Raw genomic sequence first — 21,108 nt, 5'->3', positions numbered from 1 at the left:
GCGCGGTCAGTCCGCGCGCAGCAGTGCGAGCAATTCGTCGCGGTGAGGCTGGGTGTCGAGCCAGGCGCGGATGCGGTCCAGCTCGTCGATGCATTCATTGCCGTAGCGGCGGCGCAGCGAGGCCAGGCGGGCTTCGCGCACCTCCTCGGTCTGCAGCCGGCGCTGGTAGCCGTCGGAGAGCAGTTCGTCGAGCCGGCCCGCGAGCCCGCGGCTCACGATGGCGCGCCATTCGCCCGCATCGAACCACAGGTTCTGGCAGGCCACGCAGCGGTCGATGCGGAAGTCGGGCCCGGCGCTCACGCGCAGGCGCTGCATCAGCCGGTCGCACTCGGGGCAGTGGCGCACGGCGGCGAGGTCGAACACCTCGATGACTTCGTCGTCGACCTCATGCGGCACACGGTTCGGGTCTGCCGCCTTCCAGGCGCGCCAGTCGTCCATGCCCATCACCATGCCTTGGCACTCGGCGCATTGCACGCCCAGCAGCGCTTCGGCCAGCGCCACGGGTTGCATGGCCGCGCGTCCGGCGCAACTGCACTTCAGGTTCGGGTTCATCGTGCGCCCCCGGTTCAGTGGCGGAAGGTGGAAATCAGGTTCTGCAGCGCCGACTTCTGGCTCTCGGTGCCGTCGGCGGCGATCTTGCTCATCAGCGAGGCGACGCTGAGGTTCTGGATCTCGCCCGACGAATTGCCCAGGGCGCCGACGATGTCGCGCAGGTCCTTCACCACGTCGCGTTCGCCCGAGAGCTGCTCCTTGAAGGCGACTTGCACCGCCTGGCTCTTGGAGATGACGCCGTCGATGCCCTTGCCCACGGAGAGCGAGCGCACGAAGCTGTCGAAGTAGTCGCCCGAGCCGCCCACGATGTCGATCTTGGCGTTGGCGAGCGCGGTGCCCAGCACATCGGCCTGCTCCTTGGCGATGGAGGTCTGCGCGTCGATGCCCTTCATCGTCTCGATGTGCGACTTCTCCAGGCGCATGCGGAACTCTTCGTGGTCGCGGGTCTCGGGGCTCATGGACTTCATGGCCTCGAACTTCTCGTGCAGGCCCTTGGCCTCGGCGTTGAAGCGCGCTTCGATCACCTGTGCATCGGCCTGGCCGGACTTGAGCGTGGCTTCGGCATCGGCCGTGCGCACGTTCACGTCGGCGAGGCCGAGCTTTTCCTTGCCCGAGGCTTCGGCATCGAACTTGGCGCGCATGCCGGCGGCTTCGGCCTGCGAGCGCGCCTCGATGACCTGCGCGTCGGCCTGGCCGGCCTTGAGGATGGCGTCGGCATCGGCCTGGCGCACGTGCACGTCGGCCAGGCCCAGTTTTTCCTTGCCCGAGGCTTCGGCCTCGAAGGTGGCCAGGCGCGCCTGCGCGGTGGCGATCTCGACCTTGGCAGCCGCCAGCCCCGGCGCTGCGGAGATGGCTTCCATGCCCTCGGCTTCGCGCTTCTTCGATTCGGCGTCGCGCTCGGCCACCTTGAGCTTGGCATCGGCCAGCGTCAGTTCTTCGGCCGCCTTGTGGCGTGCGCGCTTTTCCTGCGTCTCGGCGGCCTTCACGTCGATCACCATCTTCTCGTCGGCCTGGCCCTCGGCCATGATGACGACCGACTTCTTGGTGCGCTCGGCCTCGGCCACCACGCGCAGTTCCTTGATCGCTTCTTCCTGCTCGGCCACGGTGCGCTCGACCACGATGCGCTCGCGGATCACGTCGGCAATGGCCTTCTTCTGCACTTCGACGGCCTTGTCCTTCTCGATGCGCTGCAGCGTCACTTCTTTCTCGCGGTCAACGATTTCCAGGTCGCGGGCACGCGTGACCTTTTCTTCCTCGACGGCCACCGCGCGCTTGCGGTTGTTTTCGGCGACTTCCTTTTCGCGCTGCACGTTCTCCTGCTGAACGGCCACGGTCTGCTCCGAGAGCAGGCGCGCGGTTTCGGACTTGGTGCGCTCTTCGGACTGGATCTTGGAAGTTTCGGCTTCCTCGCGGGCACGCACGCTGGCGATTTCGCGGTGCTGGCGCGAGGTGGCATCGGCCTGCTGGCGCTCGAGTTCGAGCAGGGCTTCCTGCGTCTCGACGTTTTTCTTCTTGATCTGCATTTCCTCGTTGCGGCGCAGCTCGTTGGTGCGCACATGCTCGACCGCCGTGAGCTCGGTGATCTTCTTGATGCCCTGCGCATCGAGGATGTTGTTGGCATCGAGCTCCGACAGTGGCGTCTGCTCAAGGTAGTCGATGGCCGCGTCTTCGAGCACGTAGCCCGAGAGGTCGTTGCCGATCTGGCTGATGATCTGGTCGCGGAAACCGTCGCGCGCCTGATAGAGATCGACGAAGTCCATCGACTTGCCCACGGTCTTGAGCGCTTCGGAGAACTTGGCGGAGAACAACTCTTCCAGCGTCTCGTGGTTGGAGGCCCGCGCGCAGCCGATGCCCTGCGCCACCTTCAGCACGTCGTCGGCGGTCTTGTTGACGCGCACGAAGAACTTCACCTTGATGTCCGCGCGGATGTTGTCGCGGCAGATGAGGCCTTCGTTGCCGGAGCGGTCGATCTCGATGGTCTTGACCGAGATGTCCATCAGCTCGGCCTTGTGGATGATCGGGTAGACCATCCGCCCGGTGAAGGTCACCTCGGGCTCGGCGCGCAGCGTGTTCACGATGAGTGCGTGGCCCTGTTCGATCTTTCGATAGAACTTGGCGAACATCGCGAACAGGCCGAGGATGACCACGGCCAGAATGACCACGGCAAAGATGATGGGCTCCATTTTTTCTCCAGATTTGCTTTGAGAGCGGACGAACAGTAAGGGGTGCGCGCGATCAGACGATGTCTTCGTGCGCCGCGATGAGGTAGCGCCCGGCCACCTCGTCGTATTCGAGGATCAGCGCGTGCGAGCCGCGCTTGAAGGTGTTGGGCACGGGCGCCCAGACGCGGATGTTCAGGCTGGCGCCGCGGCGCGTGACTTCGGCGCGGCCGTCTTTCTCGTTGACCACGCCGGTGATGACACGGCAGGCCTGGCCGACCAGCGCGGCGTTGCTCACGGCCGTGTGGCTCACGAACAGGCCGCGCAGCGGCCGGATGGCGACGGCCGTGACGGGAATGGCGATGGCCGCGCTGGCCACCAGCAGCACCGTGCCGGCCACGAGCTGGAGCAGCATCGTTGGCACCAGCGGCATGAGCCACTCGCCACCGAGGCAGGAAACGGTCCATGCCGCCAGCACCAGCAGGCTCACCGCCACCGAGAACGGCACGCCGTTCAGGCCGAAGGCGACGACGTAGCTCGCGAGCTGGCCCACGTCGCTGGTGTCGCCGTCGGCATGCGTGTGCAGGTCGACGTCGAAGCCGCTGTGTTCGATGTCGACCATGCCGAGCACCGCGAGCACCCAATAGATCACCACGACGCCCAGCAGCACCGTGTAGATCGCGGTGGGGTACGCCACCACCGCATCCATGAAATTGCCCATTGATCCTCCCGCTTGCGAGTTGTGTTGTTGTTCTACTTGCGGCCCGGCTTCCCTGCGCCGGTGCCCTTCTTTCCACCACTGCTGGCAAATGCAATCAGGTCGCGCGTGGCCCTCTCCTTGATGGCCAGGCGGTCGTCGGCGGCGAGCCCGTAGCGCTTCGCCAGGAATTCGTAGTCCGCCCCGCTGAGCGACACCGTCAGGCGCGGTCGCTTGGGCTTCGACGTGGTCGCAAGACCCAGCACCTGCCGGATCTGGTCGGAGGTGGACACGTGCTGCTCGAAAGCCGCCGTGCGCACCGCCTCCAGCACGGCCTCCTCCACGTCGAACGCCACCTGGACGGCGCGTATCGCCTCGTCCGAGCCCTGCCAGCGAACCGGCTTGACCCGCACGTTCATTCGGAGGCGGTCCCGCTCGGGTTGGCTTGGCGGGCGCGGATGCGCTCCATCACCTTGCCGGTGCGGTCGGCGTCGCTGCCGATGCCCGCGGCGGCCAGCTTCTTCTCGAGCGCCTGGTGGCCCAGTTCGTTCTCGAGCGCCTGGCTGGCCGTCATGCGGTCGGCCAGGTCTTCGTGGCGCGCGCGGATGCGTTCGAGCGATTCGCGTGCATTGGCCAGGCGCGAACCGCCGCTGCCGATGTTCTCGGAGATCGACTGCGTGGCGCGGTAGACGCTCTCGGTGGTCTTGGCGATGCCGATCTCGCGCTCGTGCTCGCGGATGCGCGCCTCGGCCGACTTGATCAGCTCCTTGAGCTTGGAGACCTGCAGCGCGTAGGAGGCGTGGGCCTTGGCCTGCTCCTCGAGCTCCTGCTCGATGGTGCCGACCTTGGCGGCCACGTCGAGCGCGAGGCCTTCCTGCGTCTTGTTGAGCGCTTCGATCGCAAGGCCTTCGTAGCGCGTGATCTCGTTCTTCAGGCGCTCGATCTCGCGGGCCGACTGCATCTCCTTGGCCATCACGCCGGTGAGGTCGCCCTTGGCCTTCTCGATGCTGTGCTTGGCGTCGATGATTTCCTGCTCGTAGATGCGTGTGGCATTGCTGTCGACCACGCTCTCGCCGATTTCGCGCGCGCTGCCGCGCAGCAGGGTGACAAGCTTCTTGATGACGGTCATGTGGATCTCCGCTTAATTCAGGAATTCGGACAGGGCATCGAGCGCATCGAGCGCGTTGTCGCTGAGCACGGCCACTTCGCGTGCGACGTCTTCCACGCTCGCATTGCGCCCGAGCGCACCGGTGAGCACGTAGCGGCCATCGACGCGGCCGAAGGACGACAGGGGCACGGACGGGTTGAGGTCGAGCAGCGATTCGAGCAGCTCGGTGCGGCGCTCGGGCTTCACTTCGTCTTCGGTCCAGAGGTAGCAGATGCAGATGATCTGCATGTCGGAACTGGTAATAAAGATAGGCAGTTCATCGCGCCCCTCGATGCTCACCTGGACGACGGGCGTGCTGCCCGGAATGGGTTGCAGCTGCACCGGCAGCCCGCCCATTGCGGCGCCCGCCAGCGCATCGAGGCCCTTGAGTTGATCGAGCAGTGATTGCATACCTCTCCTTGTGGTTGAGACCGTTGGAAGCGAGCGGTGCTTCGATGGGTTCACTATAGGTGTGCCGACATAACATGTCAAAAATTTTCTTTTCTCCGGCCCATGACTTTCGGCACTGGCGTGCTTCATAGAATCCGCCGATGAACAGCCCAACGCCCCCAGTCATCTCGACCGCTACGCAAGAAGAAGTCCGCAGCGGCGTGCTCGGCCGGCATCTGCGGCAGTTCAACTACGGCTTCGTCGGCGAGTACCCCGAGTCGCAGCCGGTATGGCTCAACGCCAAGGATGCGAATGGCGAATTGGTTGGTGGATTGCGCGCCTACGTCTTCCTGTATTGGCTGCGCATCGATGTCCTCTGGGTGGCGGAGGCCGCACGTGGCCAGGGACTGGGCGCGCGCCTGCTCGCCGAAGCCGAAGCGCGTGCCAGGAATCTGGGTGCGCACAGCGCCGCGCTCGAAACATTCGAATGGCAGGCACGGGGCTTCTACATCAAGCAGGGCTACGAGGAATACGGGCGCATCGACGACTACGTCAAAGGCTTCTACCTCGCCTCGATGAAGAAGAGGTTCGGGAGCTGAGCCCCGGTCAAGCCATCCGCTTCACCGCCCCGATCCACTTCTCGAACGCCTTCATCTGGTCGCCCACGAACTTGCGCGTCGTCTCGTCGGTGCAGTTCCCATCGGCATCGAACTTGCCGCCCGCCCCGCCGATGAACACCTCGGGCTTCACCAGCACCATCGCGTTCACGAACAGCATCACGCGGCGCATGTCGTACTGAACCCGTGCGCCGCCCAGCGGGCCGGGCGATGCCGACAGCAGCGCCACCGGCTTGTGCGCGAAGGGCTGGTCTTCGCCGCGGCTGAGCCAGTCGATCACGTTCTTGAAGGCGCCCGGAATCGAGAAGTTGTATTCGGGCGTGGCGATGACGATGCCATCGGCGCGGGCGATGCGCTCGCGCAATGCCTGCACCGGCGCCGGGTAGCCCTTGGCGAAGACGTCCGCATCGAACGAGGGCACCTCGCGCCATTCGACAACGTCCAGTTGCATGGATGCCGGCATCAGTGAGCCGGCGAGGTTCAGGGCGGCGCGATTGACGGATGCGTTGCGGAGGCTGCCGCAGAGGCCGACGATGTCCAGAGTGCTCACGGTGTTTTCCTTTGCGCGATGTGCGGAAGTTGGTTGTCCGCCACTGTGGCGCAGAGCCGCGACGCGAGGAAGCGATTTCTCGGAAACCACATTTCCTTTGCGCGAAAGAACAAAGCCGGCGCGACCGGACCAGCGTCAGTGCCCGTCCCCGGAGCGCTCGGCATCCGGCCCCCGGTTCAACTCCAGGCGGTAGGCCAGGGCGATGAAGAGACTCTGCGCCAGGCCGATCGTGCTGGTGAGCGAGCGAAAACCGAAGGTGGTGCTCTCCTGCACGAACAGCGCGGCCTGGGCCAGTTCCGACAGCGGGCTCAACCGGCTGTCGGTGATCGCGATGATGCGGGCCCCGCGCGCCTTTGCGCTGCGCAAAACGTCCAGCGTCTCCGGCGCATAAGGCGGAAACGACACCGCCAGCAGCACATCGCCCTGGCGCAGGGACCGCAACTGACCTTCCTGCATGCCGCCGAGGCCATCGACCAGCAGGATGCGCTTGTCCGTGTGCTGCAGCGCGTAGTCCAGGTAGGCGGCCACCGGAAACGAGCGGCGCATGCCGAGGAGCCAGATCGATTCCGCCTCGGCCAGCAGCTCGACCGCCTTGTCCAGATCGCTTTGCGCCAGGGTGTCGATGAGTTCCTGGATGCCGCCGATGCTGCCCTTCAGGAACTCCTGCGCCATGTCGACGCTGATCAGCGGCGCGCCGGTCTGGATCACGTCGCGGATGCGCGCCTGGTAGTTGCGGTCCGGTGCCAGTTGCTGGGCAATGGCTTCGCGAAACAGCTTCTGCATCTCGGTGAACCCCGAGAAGCCGAAATGCTTGGCAAAGCGCACGACGGCCGAAGGCTGCACGCCGCAGGCGGCGGCCACGTCCTGGATGCCTTCGAGGCCGAGGCGGCCATGGTGCGCCTCGATGTACTTTCCGATCAGCTTCAGCTGCTTGCTCAAACCCTTGTATTCGCTTTCCAGGGCCTTGAGAAACTGCTCGACGGAAGTCGCGGAAGGGGCTGCGGTGGTCATGAGGTCAGGATACCAAGACGCATCCGCCTCCCGCCCTTCGCATGTCCCCCGCTCACAGCATCTCGACCTGGCCGCTGCGCAGCGACCGGGTGATGGCCAGGCCGATGCGCGTGGCCTCGGTGGCGTCCGACAGCGTGAGGTCGAGCGCCGCTTCGCCGCGGCAGGCGGCGACGAAGGCATTCATCTCGTGCACGAAGGCATCGCCGAAACGCTCGAAGAAATCGGCCGTCGAAGCATGCCGCACGCCGTGGCTGTCGCTGGTGACCACGCGGTCGCGCTCGGCGCCGTGGCCGATCAGCAATTTGCCGCCGGTGCCGATGACTTCGGTCTGCGTCTCGTGGCCGTGCGCGAAGGTGCGCGAGGCGTAGAACACCGCGCGCCCGCCGCCTTCGAAGTCCACCATGGCCAGGCCGTTGTCCACGTCCGCATGCTCGGCGAGGCCGGGATGCATGGCGATGGTGCCGGTGGCGAAGGCGCGCACCGCGCGCGGATTGCCGAGCATCCAGCGCGCCAGGTCGATGTCGTGGACGCTGCAGTCCATGAAGATGCCGCCGGACTGCGCCGCGTACCCCACGAAGAAGCCCGAGGGGTCGTTCATGTCGCAGGTCTGCGAGCGCACGAGAAAGGGCCGGCCGATCGCGCCCTGGCGCATGTCGTCGTGGGCGCGGCGGTAGCTGGCGTCGAAGCGGCGCACGAAGCCGACCATCGCCACGCGGTCCGGATGGCGCGCGGCAACGGCTTCGACGCGTTCGCAGTCGGCCACGTCCAGCGCCAGCGGCTTCTCGACGAAGACGTGCTTGCCCGCCTCGAGCGCCGCGATGGTCTGCTGCGCATGCAGGGCGGTGGGCGTGACCAGCACGATCGCGTCGACATCGGGCGCGTGGATCATGCGGTCGAAGTCGCTCGTGGTCTGCTCGATGCCCAGCTCGGTGCGGGCTTCTTCAAGCTCCGAAGGAACGGGGCTGCAGGCCCAAACCAGCCGTGCGTTGCGGATGCGGTAGGCAAGGTTCTCGGCATGGCGGCGTCCGAGCCGGCCCAGGCCGGCGATGCCGATGCGAAGCGGGGGTGTGCGGGAAGTGGTGTTGCTCATCGAAATGCCCCGGTCACGCTTCAAAAGTCACGGGCTGGCCGCGCTCGAAAGACAGCGCGGCCGCATCGGCCAGTTTCTGCGCGGCCACGCCGTCATGCACCGAAGTGCGGAACGCGCCGCCGCTTTGCAGCCGTTCGAAGAAGTGCGCCAGCTCGAGCCGGTACGCGGCGCGATAACGCTCCAGGAAGAAGGCCTCGGGGTTGTCGGCCTTCACGCCGGTGGCATCCATGCACACGACTTCTGTCGGCCGATGATTGCCGGCCGCCAGCAGCCCCTTGGAGCCCAGCACCTCGAAGCGCTGGTCGTAGCCGTACGCCGCGCGGCGCGAGGTGTTGATCTGGCACAGCCGGCCGGAGCGCGTGCGGATGCTCACGATGGCCGTGTCGATGTCTCCTGCCCCGGCGATGGCCGGGTCGGTGAGACACGCGCCGGTGGCGCTCAGCCACACGGCTTCGTCGCGGCCCTCGTCGGCAAGGATCCAGCGGAACACGTCGAAGTCGTGGATCAGCATGTCGCGAAAGATGCCGCCCGACTGCTGGAGGTATTCGACAGGCGGAGCGCCGGGGTCGCGGCTGGTGACGACCAGCACCTCGGGCACGCCGATCTCGCCATCGTCCAGGCGCGACTTGAGCGCATTGAAAGTGGGATCGAAACGGCGCTGGAACCCGATCATGCAAGCCACGCCGGTCTGCCGCACCGCCGCCGCGCAGGCCTCGGCGCGCGCCACCGACAGGTCCACCGGCTTCTCGCAAAAGATGTGCTTTCCGGCCTGCGCCGCGCGAACGATCAGGTCGCTGTGCGTAGTGGTCGGCGAGGCGATGACGACGGCATCGACGGCCGGATCGGCCAGCGCTTGCTCGATGGATGCCACCTGCGCATCGAGCGCCTGCGCAAGAGACGCCGCACTCTGCGGCGCCGGATCGCTGATGTAGCGCAGTTGCACGCCCGGCAGCGCGGCAAGGTTGGAGGCGTGGATCTGGCCGATGCGGCCTGCGCCGAAGACGGCAACTTGTTTCATGGTCACGGAGGTAGAGAGAACGAGTGATGCGGAACTTCATTGTCCGGAAGCTCCATCCAAAATAGAACAGGGTTTCTACTCACGAAATTAATAGAAAAACATTTGCAATTCGGGTTTTGCTTTTCTAAGATTGCCTCCAACAAACAAGGAGACATCGCATGACCCGCATATTCCGAACATCACGAACGCATCTGCGCAAGGCCATCTACGCCGCAGCCACGCTGGCCACCGCATCGCTCGCATTGCACGCTTCGCCCGCAATGGCGGACAACGAGCGCATCGCCGCGCTCTTCCACAACATGGCCGAACCGTTCTTCGTGTTCATGAACCGCGAACTGCAGGACGAGGCGAAGAAGCTCAAGGTCAAGCTCAGCGTAGTGGATGGCCAGGCAAGTTCGCCCAAGCAGAGCTCCGATGTTTCGGTGGCCATCACGCAGGGCGTGGACGGCATCATCATCGCGCCGACCGACGCCAGGGCGATGACGCCCGCGCTCAATGAAGTGCTCGGCGACAAGATCCCGGTCGTGACGGTGGACCGCCGCGTCGACGGCGCGAAGAGCCCCATTCCCCACGTCGGCGCCGACAACGTGGCGGGCGGCCGCATGATGGCCGAGTGGGTCGTGAAGAACTTCCCCGACGGCGCCAGCATCGTCTTCCTGACCGGCCAGCCCGGCAGCAGCTCGGGCATCGACCGCGCCAAGGGCGTGCACGACGCCTTCACCAAGGCAGGCCCCAAGTACAAGATCGTCGCGGAGCAAACCGCCAACTGGGCGCGCGACCAAGGGCTCACGGTCACGCAGAACATCCTCACCTCGCTCGCGGGCAAGCCGCCGCAGGTGATCCTGTCCGCCAACGACGACATGGCGCTCGGCGCCGTGGAAGCGATCCAGTCGGCGGGCCTCGCGAAAGAGGGCATCAAGGTGCTGGGCTACGACGCATCGCCCGATGCGCTGAAGAAGGTGCGCGACGGCGAGATGGCCGTCACCGTCGAGCAAAGCCCCGGCAGGCAGATCCGCACGGCCCTGCAGCTCCTGGTGGGCAACATCCGCAACAAGACCGAGATCAAGTCGGTCGGCATCGAGCCGATCCTCATCACCAAGAGCAACATCTCCGACGCGGCGCGGGCCGGCGAACTCAAGTGACCACCGCCCCCCTGCTCAGGGTCCGGGGCATCCGCAAGTCCTTTCCCGGCGTCAAGGCGCTGGACGGGGTGCAGCTCGACGTGGTCGCGGGCGAGGTGCATGCGCTGCTCGGCGAGAACGGCGCGGGCAAGTCGACGCTGTTGAAGATCCTGGCGGGTGCGCAGCCGGCCGACGAAGGCACGATCGAATTCGAGGGCCGCACGCTCTCGCCCGCCGACACGCCGATGTTGCGCCAGCGCACCGGCATCGTCACGATCTACCAGGAGTTCAACCTGCTGCCGGCGCTGTCGGTGGCCGAGAACATGTACATCGGCCGGGAGCCCCTGCGCCACGGGCTGATCCACTGGTCGCGGCTGTACGACGATGCGGGCAAGGTGATTCGCGACCTGGGCATCGACCTCGATCCGCGCGACGAGGTGCGCTCCTTGAGCGTCGCGAAGCAGCAGATGGTGGAGATCGCCAAGGCCATGACCGTCAAGGCGCGGCTGATCGTCATGGACGAGCCGACCGCCGCACTGAGCGGGCGCGAGGTCGACCAGCTGCTGGACATCATTCGCGACCTGAAATCGCGGGGCCTGGGCATCATCTACGTCTCGCACAAGCTCAACGAGGTCAAGGCCATCTGCGACCGCTTCACGGTATTCCGCGACGGCCGCTATGTGACGACCGGCGCCGTGGCCGACGCCACCGTGAACGACCTGGTGCGCCACATGGTCGGGCGCGAAGTGGTGGGCGTGAAACGGCAGTCGTCCAGCGTGCTTGGCGAGGTGGTGCTCAAGGTCGAAGGCGTGAGCCGGCTGAAGGCCGTCTCGGGCACCAGCGCGACGTCGCTGTCGGACATGTCGGTGCATGTGCGTGCGGGCGAGATCGTCGGCTTCGCCGGGCTGGTCGGCGCGGGCCGCACCGAGATGGCTCGCGTCATCTTCGGCGCCGACCCCTGCGACAGCGGCACGGTGCGCGTGCTCAACAAGCAGGTGGTGCTGCGCTCGCCCCGGGACGGCATCGACGCCGGCATCGTGCTGGTGCCCGAAGACCGCAAGCAGCAGGGCTGCTTTCTCTCGCACTCGATCCGCCACAACATGACGCTGCCCAGCCTCGGGCGCCTCAGCAAGATGCGCTGGTTCGTCGACGAGGCGGCCGAGACCCGGATGATCGAGGAGTACCGCCGCAAGCTCTCGATCAAGATGTCCAGCGACAAGGTGAGCATCGGCACCCTGTCGGGCGGCAACCAGCAGAAGGTGCTGCTCGCGCGCTGCATGGCACTCAACCCCAAGGTGCTGATCGTGGACGAGCCCACGCGCGGCATCGACGTCGGCGCCAAGGCCGAGGTGCATCAGGTGCTGTTCGACATGGCCGCGCAGGGCGTGGCGGTGATCGTCATCTCGTCCGAGCTTCCCGAAGTCATGGCGGTCAGCGACCGCATCGTGACCTTCATGAACGGCGTCATCACCGGTTCCACGCCGGGCAGCGAAGCCACCGAGGAACAGCTGATGAACCTCATGGCCCTGGGCGCCCGCCGGCCCGAGGCCGAGTTGGCCCTGGCGGCATGAGCTCCCGGCGAGCCCCGCAGTGAACCCGATCAAGGAGAGAAAAAAATGACATCCACCGCCGCCACAGCGCCCGTCCCCAAAGAACGCAAGTACGACCTCGTCGGCTTCCTCGAGAAGTACGGCGTGCTGCTGTTCCTCGTGCTGCTGATCGTGCTCTTCGCATCGCAGAACCCGCGCTTCATCTCGATGCGCAACATCTCCAACATCCTCACCGAGGTGTCGATCTACGGAATCATCGCGGTCGGCATGACCTGCGTGATCCTCACGGGCGGCGTCGACCTGGCCGTCGGTTCGCTGCTGGCCTTCTCTGCCATGTGCGCGGCCTCGGTCGTGGTGATGCTGGGCGACACCTTCCCGGTGAGCTGGCTCGCGGCGCTGGTCATCGCCTGCGCGGTCGGCACGGCGGCGGGCTACCTGCACGGCAAGACCATCACCAAGCTCAACGTGCCGCCCTTCATCGTCACGCTGGGCGGCATGACGATCTGGCGCGGCGCCACGCTGATCCTGAACGACGGCGGCCCGATCAGCGGCTTCGACGAAGGCTTTCGCTGGTGGGGGCGCGGCGACGTGCTGGGCATTCCGGTGCCGGTGATCGCGTTCGCACTGGTCTCCGCGGCCGGCTACATCACGCTGCGCTATTCGCGCTACGGGCGCGCCATCTACGCCGTGGGCGGCAACCCCGAAGCCGCCCGGCTCTCGGGCCTGGACGTCAAGCGCATCGTCGTCAGCGTGTACGTGGTGGTGGGCCTCCTGGCCGGCCTCAGCGGCTTCCTGCTGGCGGCGCGGCTTGGCTCCGCCGAGGCGGTGGCCGGCATCTCCTACGAGCTGCGGGTGATCGCGGCCGTGGTCATCGGCGGCACCAGCCTCTTCGGCGGGCTGGGCGGCGTGGGCGGCACGATCATCGGATCGATCCTCCTGGGCGTGCTGCTCAACGGGCTGGTGATGCTGAACGTGTCGGCCTATTACCAGCAGGTGGTAATCGGCGTGATCATCGTCATCGCGGTTGCCTTCGACACCTACGCCAAATCCCGCCGCAGCGGCAAGCACTGAACGGCAGCAGACAAACAAGTCAGACAGACAACCACAGAAAAAAACGCATGCAAACACTGAAGATTCCCGAAGGACGCCGCCACGACCTCGCGTGCCTCGGCCGGCTCGCGGTCGACCTGTACGCACAGCAGATCGGCAGCCGGCTCGAGGACGCCACCAGCTTCTCGCGCTACCTGGGCGGCTCGTCCGCCAACATCGCCTTCGGCGCGGCTCGCCTGGGCCTGCGCGCCGCCATGGTCTCGCGCGTGGGCGACGAGCAGATGGGCCGCTTCCTGGTCGAGGCGCTGCAGCGCGAGGGCTGCGATGTGTCGCAAATCCAGGTCGATCCGCAGCGGCTCACCGCGCTGGTGCTGCTCGGCATCAAGGACCGCGACACCTTTCCCCTGCTCTTCTACCGCGAGAACTGCGCCGACATGGCGCTGGACGCCGCACAGATCGACGGCGACTTCATCGCGCAATGCCGCGCCCTGCTGATCACCGGCACGCACCTGAGCACGCCGACGGTGCAGGCCGCGTCCGTCGCCGCGCTCGACCATGCGGCCAAACACGGCGTACTGCGCGTGCTCGACATCGACTACCGCCCCGTACTGTGGGGCCTCACCAAGCGCGGCGAAGGCGCCAACCGCTTCGTGCCCGATGCCGCGGTGACCGGGCGGCTGCAGGCCATGCTGCCGCGCTTCGACCTCCTGATCGGCACGGAGGAAGAGTTCTTCATCGCCGGCGGCGTGCCCGGCGACCTGATGGCCTCGCTGCGCGCGGTGCGCGGCGTGACGGCCGCGGCGATGGTGGTCAAGCTCGGCGCGGCCGGCTGCTGCTTCATTCCGGGCGCCGTGCCCGAACGCATCGAAGACGCGCCCACCGTCGTCGGTGAACGCGTCGAGGTGCTCAACGTGCTCGGCGCGGGCGATGCCTTCGCCGCCGGGCTGCTCACCGGCCTGCTGCGAGGCCAAAGCTTCGAAGAAGCCGCACGGCTGGCGAATGCCTGCGGCGCGATCGTCGTCTCGCGCCACGCCTGCTCGGCCGCGATGCCGACGCCGGCCGAACTGGACCACTGGTTCGGCGGCAGCCGCAACCCGAAGGTCGATGCCGATGCGCAACTGGCCCACCTGCACCGGACCACGCCCGCGCGCAAGCAGTGGCCGTCGCCGGCCGTGCTGGCCTTCGACCACCGCGCCCAGTTCGCCGAGCTCGCACGCGAGGCCGGCACCGACGAGTCACGCCTGCCGCGGCTCAAGCAGTTGCTGGTCGAGGCCACGGCCCGCGTGGAGCAAAGCCATGCGCTGCAGGGCCGCGTCGGCGTGCTGATCGACGGCAGCTACGGCAGCGATGCGCTCGCCGCCGCCACCGGACGCGGCTGGTGGGTCGGGCGGCCGGTGGAACTGCCGCTGTCGCGCCCGCTGCGCTTCGACGGCACGCTGTCCATCGGCTCGCAGCTGGCGCAGTGGCCCATCGAGCAGACGGTCAAGTGCCTCGTCTACTACCACCCCGACGATCCGGCCCCGCTGCGGCTGGAGCAAGAAACCCGAATCGGCGAGCTGTGGGAAGCCACCCGCGCGAGCGGCCACGAGCTGCTGCTCGAACTGATTCCGCCCGCGGACAAGCTGCCCGCCGAAAACACCGACAACGCCCGCGACGCGGTGGTGCTGCGCTCCATCGAACGCCTCTACAACCTGGGCTTCCGGCCCGAATGGTGGAAGCTCTCGCCGATGGCCCCGGCCGCCTGGGACCGGCTCGCGCAACTGGTCGCCGAGCGCGATCCGCAATGCCGCGGCGTGGTGATCCTCGGGCTGAACCAGCCGCTCGCCCAGTTGGTGCGCGGTTTTGCCGAGGCCTCCAATCCGATCGTCAAGGGCTTCATGATCGGCCGCACGCTGTGGGTCGCACCGGGCCTGCGGTGGCTGCGGCAGGAGATCGACGACGACGCGCTGGTGAAGGAAGTGGCGGGCAACTTTGCCGAGCTGGTCGAAGCCTGGGACGGATCGCATTCATGACGAACAAGACCCTTCGCATCACGATGGCGCAGGCGCTGGTGCGGCACCTGTCCGCACTGCGCGTCGAGATGGCCGACGGCACGCTTGCGCCCTATGTCGCCGGCGTGTTCTCGATCTTCGGACACGGCAACGTGGCCGGACTGGGCGAAGCCCTCGCGGCCGAGCGCCATGCGCTGCCGACCCTGCGCGCACACAACGAGCAGGGCATGGCCAACGCCGCGGTGGCCTATGCCAAGGCGCAGTTCCGCCAGCGGATCATGGCGGTCACCACCTCCATCGGCCCGGGTGCGACCAACCTCGTCACGGCTGCCGCGCTCGCTCACGTCAACCGCCTGCCGGTGCTGCTGCTGCCCGGCGATGTTTTCGCTTCGCGCGCACCGGACCCGGTGCTGCAGCAGCTCGAAGACTTTTCGCACGGAGACCTGAGCGTCAACGACTGCCTGCGGCCGGTCACGCGTTACTTCGACCGGATCATGCGGCCCGAGCAGATCCTCGCGGCCCTGCCCCGCGCGATCCAGACCATGATCGATCCGGCCAGCTGCGGTCCCGTGTGCCTGGCGCTGCCGCAGGATGTGCAGACCGAGGCCTTCGACTGCCCCGAGCACTTCCTGCACCCCGAGACCCTCCGCTTCAGGCGCATGCCGCCCGATCGCGGCGAACTGGCGCGCGCCACCCACCTGCTGCGCGCGGCACAGCGGCCGCTGATCGTCGTCGGCGGCGGCGTGCTCTACAGCCAGGCCTGGGACGCGCTGCGCGCCTTCGCCGAAGCCCATGGCGTGCCCGTGGCCGAGACGCAGGCCGGCAAGGGCAGCATGCCCTGGGACCATCCGCTCAACCTTGGTGCCATCGGCGTGACCGGATCGCCGGCGGCCAATGCCCTGGCGCGCGAAGCCGACCTGGTGTTCGCCGTCGGCACGCGGCTGCAGGACTTCACCACCGGCTCGAACAGCCTGCTGGGCCATGTGCCGATGCTGGGCCTGAATGTCCAGGCCTTCGACGCCACCAAGCGCGGCTGCACCTCGCTCGTGGCCGATGCACGCGTGGGCCTCGAGCAGCTGCAGGACGTGCTGGCCGGCTGGCAGGCCGCGCCGCGATGGACGGCGCGCGCCCGCGACCTCGCGGCCGGCTGGGTGGCGCGCGTGACCGAGCTGACCACCACGTCGCCGCAGGGCGAGCTGCCCTATGACGCCGAGGTGATCGGCACGGTACGCGATTCGGCAAGCGACTCGCCGGCCAACGACATCGTCGTGTGCGCCGCGGGCACCCTGCCCGCCGAGCTGCACAAGCTCTGGCGCGCGGGCGCGCCCGGCGGCTATCACATGGAGTACGGCTACTCCACCATGGGCTACGAGATCGCCGGCGGCCTGGGCGTGAAGCTCGCGCGGCCGGAGAAGGAGGTGATCGTCATGGTGGGCGACGGCTCCTACATGATGATGAATTCGGAGATCGCCACCTCGGTGCTGCTGAGCCGCAAGCTCGTCGTGGTGGTGCTCGACAACCGCGGCTACGGCTGCATCCACCGCCTGCAGCGCGCGAGCGGATCGCCGCAGTTCAACAACATGCTGGACGACTGCATTCCCGAAGGCGGCAATGCCTCGGCCATCGACTTCGCGGGGCATGCACGCAGCATGGGCGCGCAAGCAGTGCATGTGGAAAACATCGCCGCCCTTCGCGAGGCTCTTTCAGCGGCCCGCGCCGCCAGCGGCACGCAGGTGATCGTGATCGACACCACCGCCGAACGCACCACCGCCGACGGCGGCTGCTGGTGGGAGGTGGCGATTCCCGAAGTCTCGGCGCGCGCCGAAGTCAACGAAGCCCGCGCGCGCTACGAAGCTGCCAAGCACGATCAGAAACTTTGAATCCCACGGGAGAAAACCACGCCATGAACACCTGGAACGTCCGCATCGGCATCAACCCCCTGTCGTGGATGAACGACGACCTGCCCGCGCTCGGCGGTGCCACCCCGCTGTCCACCGCGCTGCGCGAAGGCGCCGAGATCGGCTACGCCGGCTTCGAGCTGGGCAACAAGTTTCCGAGCGAACCCGCGGCGCTGAAGGCCACGCTGGCCGAGTACGGCCTGGCCTGCGTCTCGGGCTGGTACTCGGGCCATCTGGCCGAAGACACGGTCGATGCGGAAATCGACCGCTGCACCGCCCACATGGAAAAGCTGCGCTTCAACGGCTGCAAGGTCGTGGTCTACGGCGAGGTCGCCGGCTCCATCCAGGGCCGCATGGACACGCCCCTCTCGAAGCGTCCGCGCTTTGCGGGCGAAGCGCAGTGGGCCGCCTACGCCGCGCGCCTGAACGCATTCGGCGAGCACCTGAAGGCGAAGTACGGCATCACCCTGGCCTATCACCACCACATGGGCGCGTACGTCGAATCGCCGCAGGACGTCGACAGGCTGATGGCCCTGACCGATCCGGCCTGCGTGTCGCTGCTGTTCGACACCGGCCATGCCTACTACGGCGGCGCGGGCGATCCGGCGGCGCTGCTGCGCAAGCATGTCGGCCGCGTGGCGCATGTGCACTGCAAGGACGTGCGCGCCGGCGTGATCCGCCAGACGCGCAACGAGAGCCTGTCGTTCCTCGATGGCGTGCTCAACGGCACCTTCACCGTGCCGGGCGACGGCGACCTCGATTTCGAGGCGGTGCTCGCGGTGCTGCACGAAGCCGGCTACGAAGGCTGGCTCGTGGTCGAGGCCGAGCAGGACCCCGCCGTCGCGCCGAGCTATGCGTACGCGAAGAAGGGCTACGAAACCCTGCGCGGCATCGTCGACAAGATCGGCACCGCGCAACCGGAGGTGCTCTGACATGGCACTCAGTCCGCTCCTCGTGAAGGCCGCGGCCGAAGGTCGCACCGTGGTCGAAGTGACGCCCGAGCGCGCCGGCTGGGCGCACGTCGGCTTCAAGGTGCTGCGCCTGAAAAAGGGCGAGACCGAATTCCTTGCCACCGGAGACCGCGAACTCTGCCTGGTGGTGCTGACCGGCACGGTCGACATCGAAGTGGACGGCCGGCGCTACACGCAACTGGGCACGCGCGACAGCGTGTTCGACCCCGTCTCGCCCGCCGCGGTGTATGTGCCGGGCCACGCCGCCGTCGGCATCGACGCCAGCCGCGATGCCGAGGTGGCGCTGTGCACGGCGCCGGCCGGCAGCCAGGAGCAGAAGCGCGAAGCCTTCGTGCTCGACTCCGGCACGATGAAGCGCTCGGTGCGCGGCAAAGGCAGCAACACGCGCCACGTCTGCGACATCCTGCCGCACGACGATCCGCGCGCGGCGCACCTGCTGGTGGTGGAGGTGATCACGCCGGCAGGCAATGCCTCCAGCTATCCGCCGCACAAGCACGACCGCGATGCGCTGCCCGAGGAAACGCTGCTCGAGGAAACCTACTACCACCGGCTGAACCCGCCGCAGGGCTTTGCCTTCCAGCGCGTCTACACCGACGACCGCAGCCTCGATGAATCCATGGCCGTCGAGAACCACGACACGGTGATGGTGCCGCGCGGCTACCACCCGGTGGTCGCGCCGCACGGCTACGACCTTTACTACCTCAACGTGATGGCCGGCCCCGGCCGTTACTGGGTGTTCAAGAACGATCCGGCGCACGAGTGGATGCTGCAGCCGGACATGCAGGACCGGCTGGCCGCCAAGCGCAGCTAGCGTCCGCCCCTCCCTCTTCTGCAATTGCATCGATCGACATCGGCCCAACGGCCGGTGGGGGGATGCCTTTGCCTGAAGACATCGCGCGACTTCCCTTCCACCCACCACCGAAGAACCGAGGAGACTTTCATGAGAACAAAACCGAACCGCCTGTCTGCCGCCATCCTGATGCTGTCGGCCAGCCTCTGTATCCAGGCGCAAGCCCAGCAAACCGACGAGCCCCCGCAGGCCGAAGCCAAGGACCCCACCAAGGAGTTCGTCAAGAAGATCAACGACGCCACCGGCCTGGAGTTCTGGGGCTACGGCCGCGGCGGCTTCTTCAGCGCCGGCAAGGGCAAGCTCAAGGGCGGCTATTCGCTCGGCGGCGACCTGCAGAAGTACCGCCTGGGCAACGAAGGCGACAACTACCTGGAGTTCGGCATCGGCAAGAAGTTCGACCTGGGCGACGGCATCAAGTGGGGCGTGTTCTACATGCCCACCATCTACAACGGCAAGAGCGGCACCGCGCAGGCCTACTTTTCCCTCACAGGCGTCTTCGGCAACGCCGCCACCCTCTGGGCCGGCCAGCGCTACCACCGCATCCAGGACGTGCACATCGTGGACAAGTGGGTGGTGGAGGACGGCGACAACTACGGCGCCGGTATCGACGACATCCCGCTGTGGGGCATCGGCCGCCTGAACGTGGCCTTGCACACCGCCGACTCGGTGGACAACAAGAACGGCAATCCCAACAACGCCAAGCGCATCAATGTGCAATGGCGCGACATCCCCACCAACCCGGGCGGCAAGCTCACGGTGACCGGTGGGTTGATCTCGGGCGACTTCGCCAAGGGCCGTGATGGCGGGGCATTGGGGCTCATGCACATCCAGAAGGACCTCTTTCCGGGCCTGAACAACACCTTCATCGTGCAGGCATCGACGGGTCACGCTTCGCTCAGCGGCAAGTTCTACAACATGGACAACAGCACGACGACCACGGGGTTGCTGCTGCCCCCGGGCTTCGGGCTGGAGAACACACTGCTGTTCGCGCCGCTGGTGGAGCGCACGGTGATCACGCCGCAGGCGGGTGCCAAGCAGCGGCGCATCCTGGACTCGGTGGACTTCCAGTTCGGGCGTTTCGGCGGCCAGGGCCTGATCGGCTACCAGACCACGCGCCCGGACGATGGCCCGGAGACCAAGGACTTCTCGCTGGGCGGGCGCGTCTCCTACGGCATCGCCAAGTACACGAAGCTCCTGGCCGAGGTCTCGACCACGCGCCGCAGCACCGATGACCAGCCCCGCCAGACGCTGAACAAGGGCACGATCGCGGTGGCGTTCTCGCCGAACACCGATTTCTGGACCCGTCCGGAGTTCCGCATCTACGCCACGCGTGCCAACTGGAACAAGGCAGCCGGCGATGCCAACGTCACCAGCTTCGGGGCCAATGGCCGCAGGAACTCCACAACCTTCGGCATCCAGATGGAAGCATGGTGGGAGTAGTGATGGCGGGAGCGAGGCCACGCGCCAGCCCGGCAGGCTGAACGAAAGACTGACTTGCCCGGGCGTGCGGGAGCCGCCAGACTTTGCGCATGATCTCGCTCCCGCATCCATGACGACCAGCAAGCTCGCACGGCGCCTGTCGGCTGTTCCTTCCACCTTGCGGATTCCCCTGGCCGCGCGCGCATCCGGCGATGCCATCTTTCCGCAGGTGGCCGTGCGGGACGCCTACGCCGCGTCCATCCTCGAGAAGATCCGCGACGACGGGCAGGCCCTGCCGGAAGACCGGGCGACCATCTACGGCATCCTCGCGCGCACGCGGCGCTTTCGCAGCCTCGCGCAGGATTTCCTGAAACGGCATCCCGGCGCCCGCGTGGTGAACATGGGCTGCGGTCTGAGCCACTACTTCCAGTGGCTGGACGACGACAAGTCGCACATGACCGATGCCGACCTGCCCGAGGTGCTCGCGCTGCGCCGCGAGCTGCTTCCCGAGACCCATCCGCGCCACGACGTGCGCGAACTCGACCTGACCTCGCCCGACTGGTGGGACCAGCTCGGCCTGCCCAAAAAGCGCAACGCGCCGCCGGTCTTCCTCTTCACCGAAGGCGTGCTCATGTACCTGAAGCCCGAGACGGTGCAGGCGGTGCTCGCCGCCTTCGGCGAGCGGGCGCCCCCGGGCTCGGTGCTGGCCTTCGATGCCATGTGCTGGATCGCCACCGGCCGCGCCCGCAACCATCCCTCGGTGCGGCCGACGGGCGCCGAATTTCTCTGGGGCCTTCGCCGCCCCGCGGGCCTGACCGAACCGCACCCACGCCTGCGCCTGGACGGCACCTACCGCGTGATGGAGGGCCTGGGCCTCGCCTACACGCTGCTCGGCCCGGTGTTCCGGATGGTCTTCGGCGTGCCGCTCTATGCGGTGTATGCGCTGAGCGCCGTGGACATGGCGAAGCCGGTCGATACATAAACGCACAATTTTCCGAATCGGCGGCTTTGTCCGGCCTGCATTGCG

At 67.0% G+C, this 21,108-nt stretch carries 20 protein-coding genes; 10 read left to right on the top strand and 10 right to left on the bottom strand.

The window, feature by feature from the left end; translation table 11 throughout:
• Window positions 1–6 precede the first annotated feature (6 nt).
• Genes NU688_RS03755 through NU688_RS03730 form a run of 6 tightly spaced genes read right to left on the bottom strand, consistent with a single transcriptional unit; the run spans window position 7 to window position 4,966 of the window.
• Window positions 7–552, bottom strand: a complete 546-nt coding sequence (locus NU688_RS03755; RefSeq protein WP_257859198.1) for a zf-TFIIB domain-containing protein — start codon at window positions 550–552, stop codon at window positions 7–9.
• A 14-nt stretch (window positions 553–566) separates the two neighbouring features.
• Window positions 567–2,735, bottom strand: coding sequence for a hypothetical protein (locus NU688_RS03750; protein WP_257859197.1), 2,169 nt, complete (start codon window positions 2,733–2,735; stop codon window positions 567–569).
• A 52-nt stretch (window positions 2,736–2,787) separates the two neighbouring features.
• On the bottom strand, window positions 2,788–3,432 hold the full coding sequence (locus NU688_RS03745; RefSeq protein ID WP_257859196.1) for a ubiquinone biosynthesis protein: 645 nt from the start codon (window positions 3,430–3,432) through the stop codon (window positions 2,788–2,790).
• 32 nt (window positions 3,433–3,464) lie between these two features.
• Window positions 3,465–3,827: a hypothetical protein gene (locus tag NU688_RS03740; protein ID WP_257859195.1), complete on the bottom strand. Its 363-nt coding sequence runs from the start codon at window positions 3,825–3,827 to the stop codon at window positions 3,465–3,467.
• On the bottom strand, window positions 3,824–4,537 hold the full coding sequence (locus tag NU688_RS03735; protein WP_257859194.1) for a PspA/IM30 family protein: 714 nt from the start codon (window positions 4,535–4,537) through the stop codon (window positions 3,824–3,826). Before NU688_RS03735 ends, NU688_RS03740 begins: the two co-directional genes overlap by 4 nt.
• A gap of 12 nt (window positions 4,538–4,549) precedes the next feature.
• Window positions 4,550–4,966, bottom strand: coding sequence for a YjfI family protein (locus tag NU688_RS03730; RefSeq protein WP_052810649.1), 417 nt, complete (start codon window positions 4,964–4,966; stop codon window positions 4,550–4,552).
• Between the two features lie 140 nt (window positions 4,967–5,106).
• On the opposite strand from NU688_RS03730, the gene NU688_RS03725 reads away from it, so the two are divergent.
• Window positions 5,107–5,544, top strand: a complete 438-nt coding sequence (locus NU688_RS03725) for a GNAT family N-acetyltransferase (RefSeq protein WP_257859193.1) — start codon at window positions 5,107–5,109, stop codon at window positions 5,542–5,544.
• Between the two features lie 7 nt (window positions 5,545–5,551).
• On the opposite strand, the gene NU688_RS03720 is transcribed toward NU688_RS03725, so the two are convergent.
• The 4 genes from NU688_RS03720 to iolG all read right to left on the bottom strand — a co-directional run bounded on the left by NU688_RS03720 (window position 5,552) and on the right by iolG (window position 9,231).
• Window positions 5,552–6,112 carry an NADPH-dependent FMN reductase gene (locus tag NU688_RS03720; RefSeq protein WP_257859192.1) on the bottom strand — a complete coding sequence of 187 codons (561 nt, stop codon included), beginning with the start codon at window positions 6,110–6,112 and terminating at the stop codon, window positions 5,552–5,554.
• Window positions 6,113–6,247: 135 nt separating this feature from the next.
• Window positions 6,248–7,123 (bottom strand): MurR/RpiR family transcriptional regulator, encoded by an 876-nt coding sequence (locus NU688_RS03715; protein WP_257859191.1) that lies wholly within the window; start codon window positions 7,121–7,123, stop codon window positions 6,248–6,250.
• A gap of 52 nt (window positions 7,124–7,175) precedes the next feature.
• The gene (locus NU688_RS03710) at window positions 7,176–8,213 is read right to left on the bottom strand and encodes a Gfo/Idh/MocA family oxidoreductase (RefSeq protein WP_257859190.1); all 1,038 of its coding nucleotides are present in this window, start codon (window positions 8,211–8,213) and stop codon (window positions 7,176–7,178) included.
• Between the two features lie 13 nt (window positions 8,214–8,226).
• Window positions 8,227–9,231, bottom strand: a complete 1,005-nt coding sequence (iolG, locus tag NU688_RS03705; RefSeq protein WP_257859189.1) for an inositol 2-dehydrogenase — start codon at window positions 9,229–9,231, stop codon at window positions 8,227–8,229.
• Window positions 9,232–9,389: 158 nt separating this feature from the next.
• Between iolG and NU688_RS03700 the strand changes: the two genes are divergently transcribed.
• The 9 genes from NU688_RS03700 to NU688_RS03660 all read left to right on the top strand — a co-directional run bounded on the left by NU688_RS03700 (window position 9,390) and on the right by NU688_RS03660 (window position 21,063).
• Window positions 9,390–10,373: a sugar ABC transporter substrate-binding protein gene (locus NU688_RS03700; RefSeq protein ID WP_257859188.1), complete on the top strand. Its 984-nt coding sequence runs from the start codon at window positions 9,390–9,392 to the stop codon at window positions 10,371–10,373.
• Window positions 10,370–11,923: a sugar ABC transporter ATP-binding protein gene (locus NU688_RS03695; protein WP_257859187.1), complete on the top strand. Its 1,554-nt coding sequence runs from the start codon at window positions 10,370–10,372 to the stop codon at window positions 11,921–11,923. Before NU688_RS03700 ends, NU688_RS03695 begins: the two co-directional genes overlap by 4 nt.
• Window positions 11,924–11,968: 45 nt before the next feature.
• Complete coding sequence (locus NU688_RS03690; protein ID WP_257859186.1) at window positions 11,969–12,973, top strand: ABC transporter permease; 1,005 nt, start codon at window positions 11,969–11,971, stop codon at window positions 12,971–12,973.
• Between the two features lie 47 nt (window positions 12,974–13,020).
• A complete protein-coding gene (iolC, locus tag NU688_RS03685; protein ID WP_257859185.1) occupies window positions 13,021–14,964 on the top strand; it encodes a 5-dehydro-2-deoxygluconokinase in 1,944 nt (647 codons plus the stop codon).
• The gene (gene iolD, locus NU688_RS03680; RefSeq protein ID WP_257859184.1) at window positions 14,961–16,823 is read left to right on the top strand and encodes a 3D-(3,5/4)-trihydroxycyclohexane-1,2-dione acylhydrolase (decyclizing); all 1,863 of its coding nucleotides are present in this window, start codon (window positions 14,961–14,963) and stop codon (window positions 16,821–16,823) included. Before iolC ends, iolD begins: the two co-directional genes overlap by 4 nt.
• Before the next feature lie 23 nt (window positions 16,824–16,846).
• Window positions 16,847–17,773 carry a myo-inosose-2 dehydratase gene (gene iolE, locus NU688_RS03675; protein ID WP_257859183.1) on the top strand — a complete coding sequence of 309 codons (927 nt, stop codon included), beginning with the start codon at window positions 16,847–16,849 and terminating at the stop codon, window positions 17,771–17,773.
• A 1-nt stretch (window position 17,774) separates the two neighbouring features.
• The gene (iolB, locus tag NU688_RS03670; protein WP_257859182.1) at window positions 17,775–18,623 is read left to right on the top strand and encodes a 5-deoxy-glucuronate isomerase; all 849 of its coding nucleotides are present in this window, start codon (window positions 17,775–17,777) and stop codon (window positions 18,621–18,623) included.
• A 129-nt stretch (window positions 18,624–18,752) separates the two neighbouring features.
• Window positions 18,753–20,102, top strand: coding sequence for a carbohydrate porin (locus NU688_RS03665; RefSeq protein WP_257859181.1), 1,350 nt, complete (start codon window positions 18,753–18,755; stop codon window positions 20,100–20,102).
• Window positions 20,103–20,211: 109 nt separating this feature from the next.
• Complete coding sequence (locus tag NU688_RS03660; protein WP_257859180.1) at window positions 20,212–21,063, top strand: class I SAM-dependent methyltransferase; 852 nt, start codon at window positions 20,212–20,214, stop codon at window positions 21,061–21,063.
• Window positions 21,064–21,108: the final 45 nt, after the last annotated feature.

The organism is Variovorax sp. ZS18.2.2 (assembly GCF_024701975.1).
Taxonomy (GTDB): domain Bacteria; phylum Pseudomonadota; class Gammaproteobacteria; order Burkholderiales; family Burkholderiaceae_C; genus Variovorax.
Note: the sequence above shows the minus strand (reverse complement) of the source record. Positions and strands in the feature narration are given on the sequence as shown.

Bases quoted from the DNA above. Each gene is read 5' to 3' on its own strand.
- NU688_RS03660 (WP_257859180.1), top strand. From the start codon at position 20,212: ATGACGACCAGCAAGCTCGCACGGCGCCTGTCGGCTGTTCCTTCCACC.
- NU688_RS03725 (WP_257859193.1), top strand. From the start codon at position 5,107: ATGAACAGCCCAACGCCCCCAGTCATCTCGACCGCTACGCAAGAAGAA.
- iolG (WP_257859189.1), bottom strand. From the start codon at position 9,231: ATGAAACAAGTTGCCGTCTTCGGCGCAGGCCGCATCGGCCAGATCCAC.
- NU688_RS03710 (WP_257859190.1), bottom strand. From the start codon at position 8,213: ATGAGCAACACCACTTCCCGCACACCCCCGCTTCGCATCGGCATCGCC.
- NU688_RS03730 (WP_052810649.1), bottom strand. From the start codon at position 4,966: ATGCAATCACTGCTCGATCAACTCAAGGGCCTCGATGCGCTGGCGGGC.
- NU688_RS03740 (WP_257859195.1), bottom strand. From the start codon at position 3,827: ATGAACGTGCGGGTCAAGCCGGTTCGCTGGCAGGGCTCGGACGAGGCG.
- NU688_RS03665 (WP_257859181.1), top strand. From the start codon at position 18,753: ATGAGAACAAAACCGAACCGCCTGTCTGCCGCCATCCTGATGCTGTCG.
- NU688_RS03750 (WP_257859197.1), bottom strand. From the start codon at position 2,735: ATGGAGCCCATCATCTTTGCCGTGGTCATTCTGGCCGTGGTCATCCTC.
- iolD (WP_257859184.1), top strand. From the start codon at position 14,961: ATGACGAACAAGACCCTTCGCATCACGATGGCGCAGGCGCTGGTGCGG.
- NU688_RS03755 (WP_257859198.1), bottom strand. From the start codon at position 552: ATGAACCCGAACCTGAAGTGCAGTTGCGCCGGACGCGCGGCCATGCAA.
- NU688_RS03700 (WP_257859188.1), top strand. From the start codon at position 9,390: ATGACCCGCATATTCCGAACATCACGAACGCATCTGCGCAAGGCCATC.
- NU688_RS03690 (WP_257859186.1), top strand. From the start codon at position 11,969: ATGACATCCACCGCCGCCACAGCGCCCGTCCCCAAAGAACGCAAGTAC.
- NU688_RS03735 (WP_257859194.1), bottom strand. From the start codon at position 4,537: ATGACCGTCATCAAGAAGCTTGTCACCCTGCTGCGCGGCAGCGCGCGC.
- NU688_RS03745 (WP_257859196.1), bottom strand. From the start codon at position 3,432: ATGGGCAATTTCATGGATGCGGTGGTGGCGTACCCCACCGCGATCTAC.
- iolE (WP_257859183.1), top strand. From the start codon at position 16,847: ATGAACACCTGGAACGTCCGCATCGGCATCAACCCCCTGTCGTGGATG.
- NU688_RS03715 (WP_257859191.1), bottom strand. From the start codon at position 7,123: ATGACCACCGCAGCCCCTTCCGCGACTTCCGTCGAGCAGTTTCTCAAG.
- iolC (WP_257859185.1), top strand. From the start codon at position 13,021: ATGCAAACACTGAAGATTCCCGAAGGACGCCGCCACGACCTCGCGTGC.
- iolB (WP_257859182.1), top strand. From the start codon at position 17,775: ATGGCACTCAGTCCGCTCCTCGTGAAGGCCGCGGCCGAAGGTCGCACC.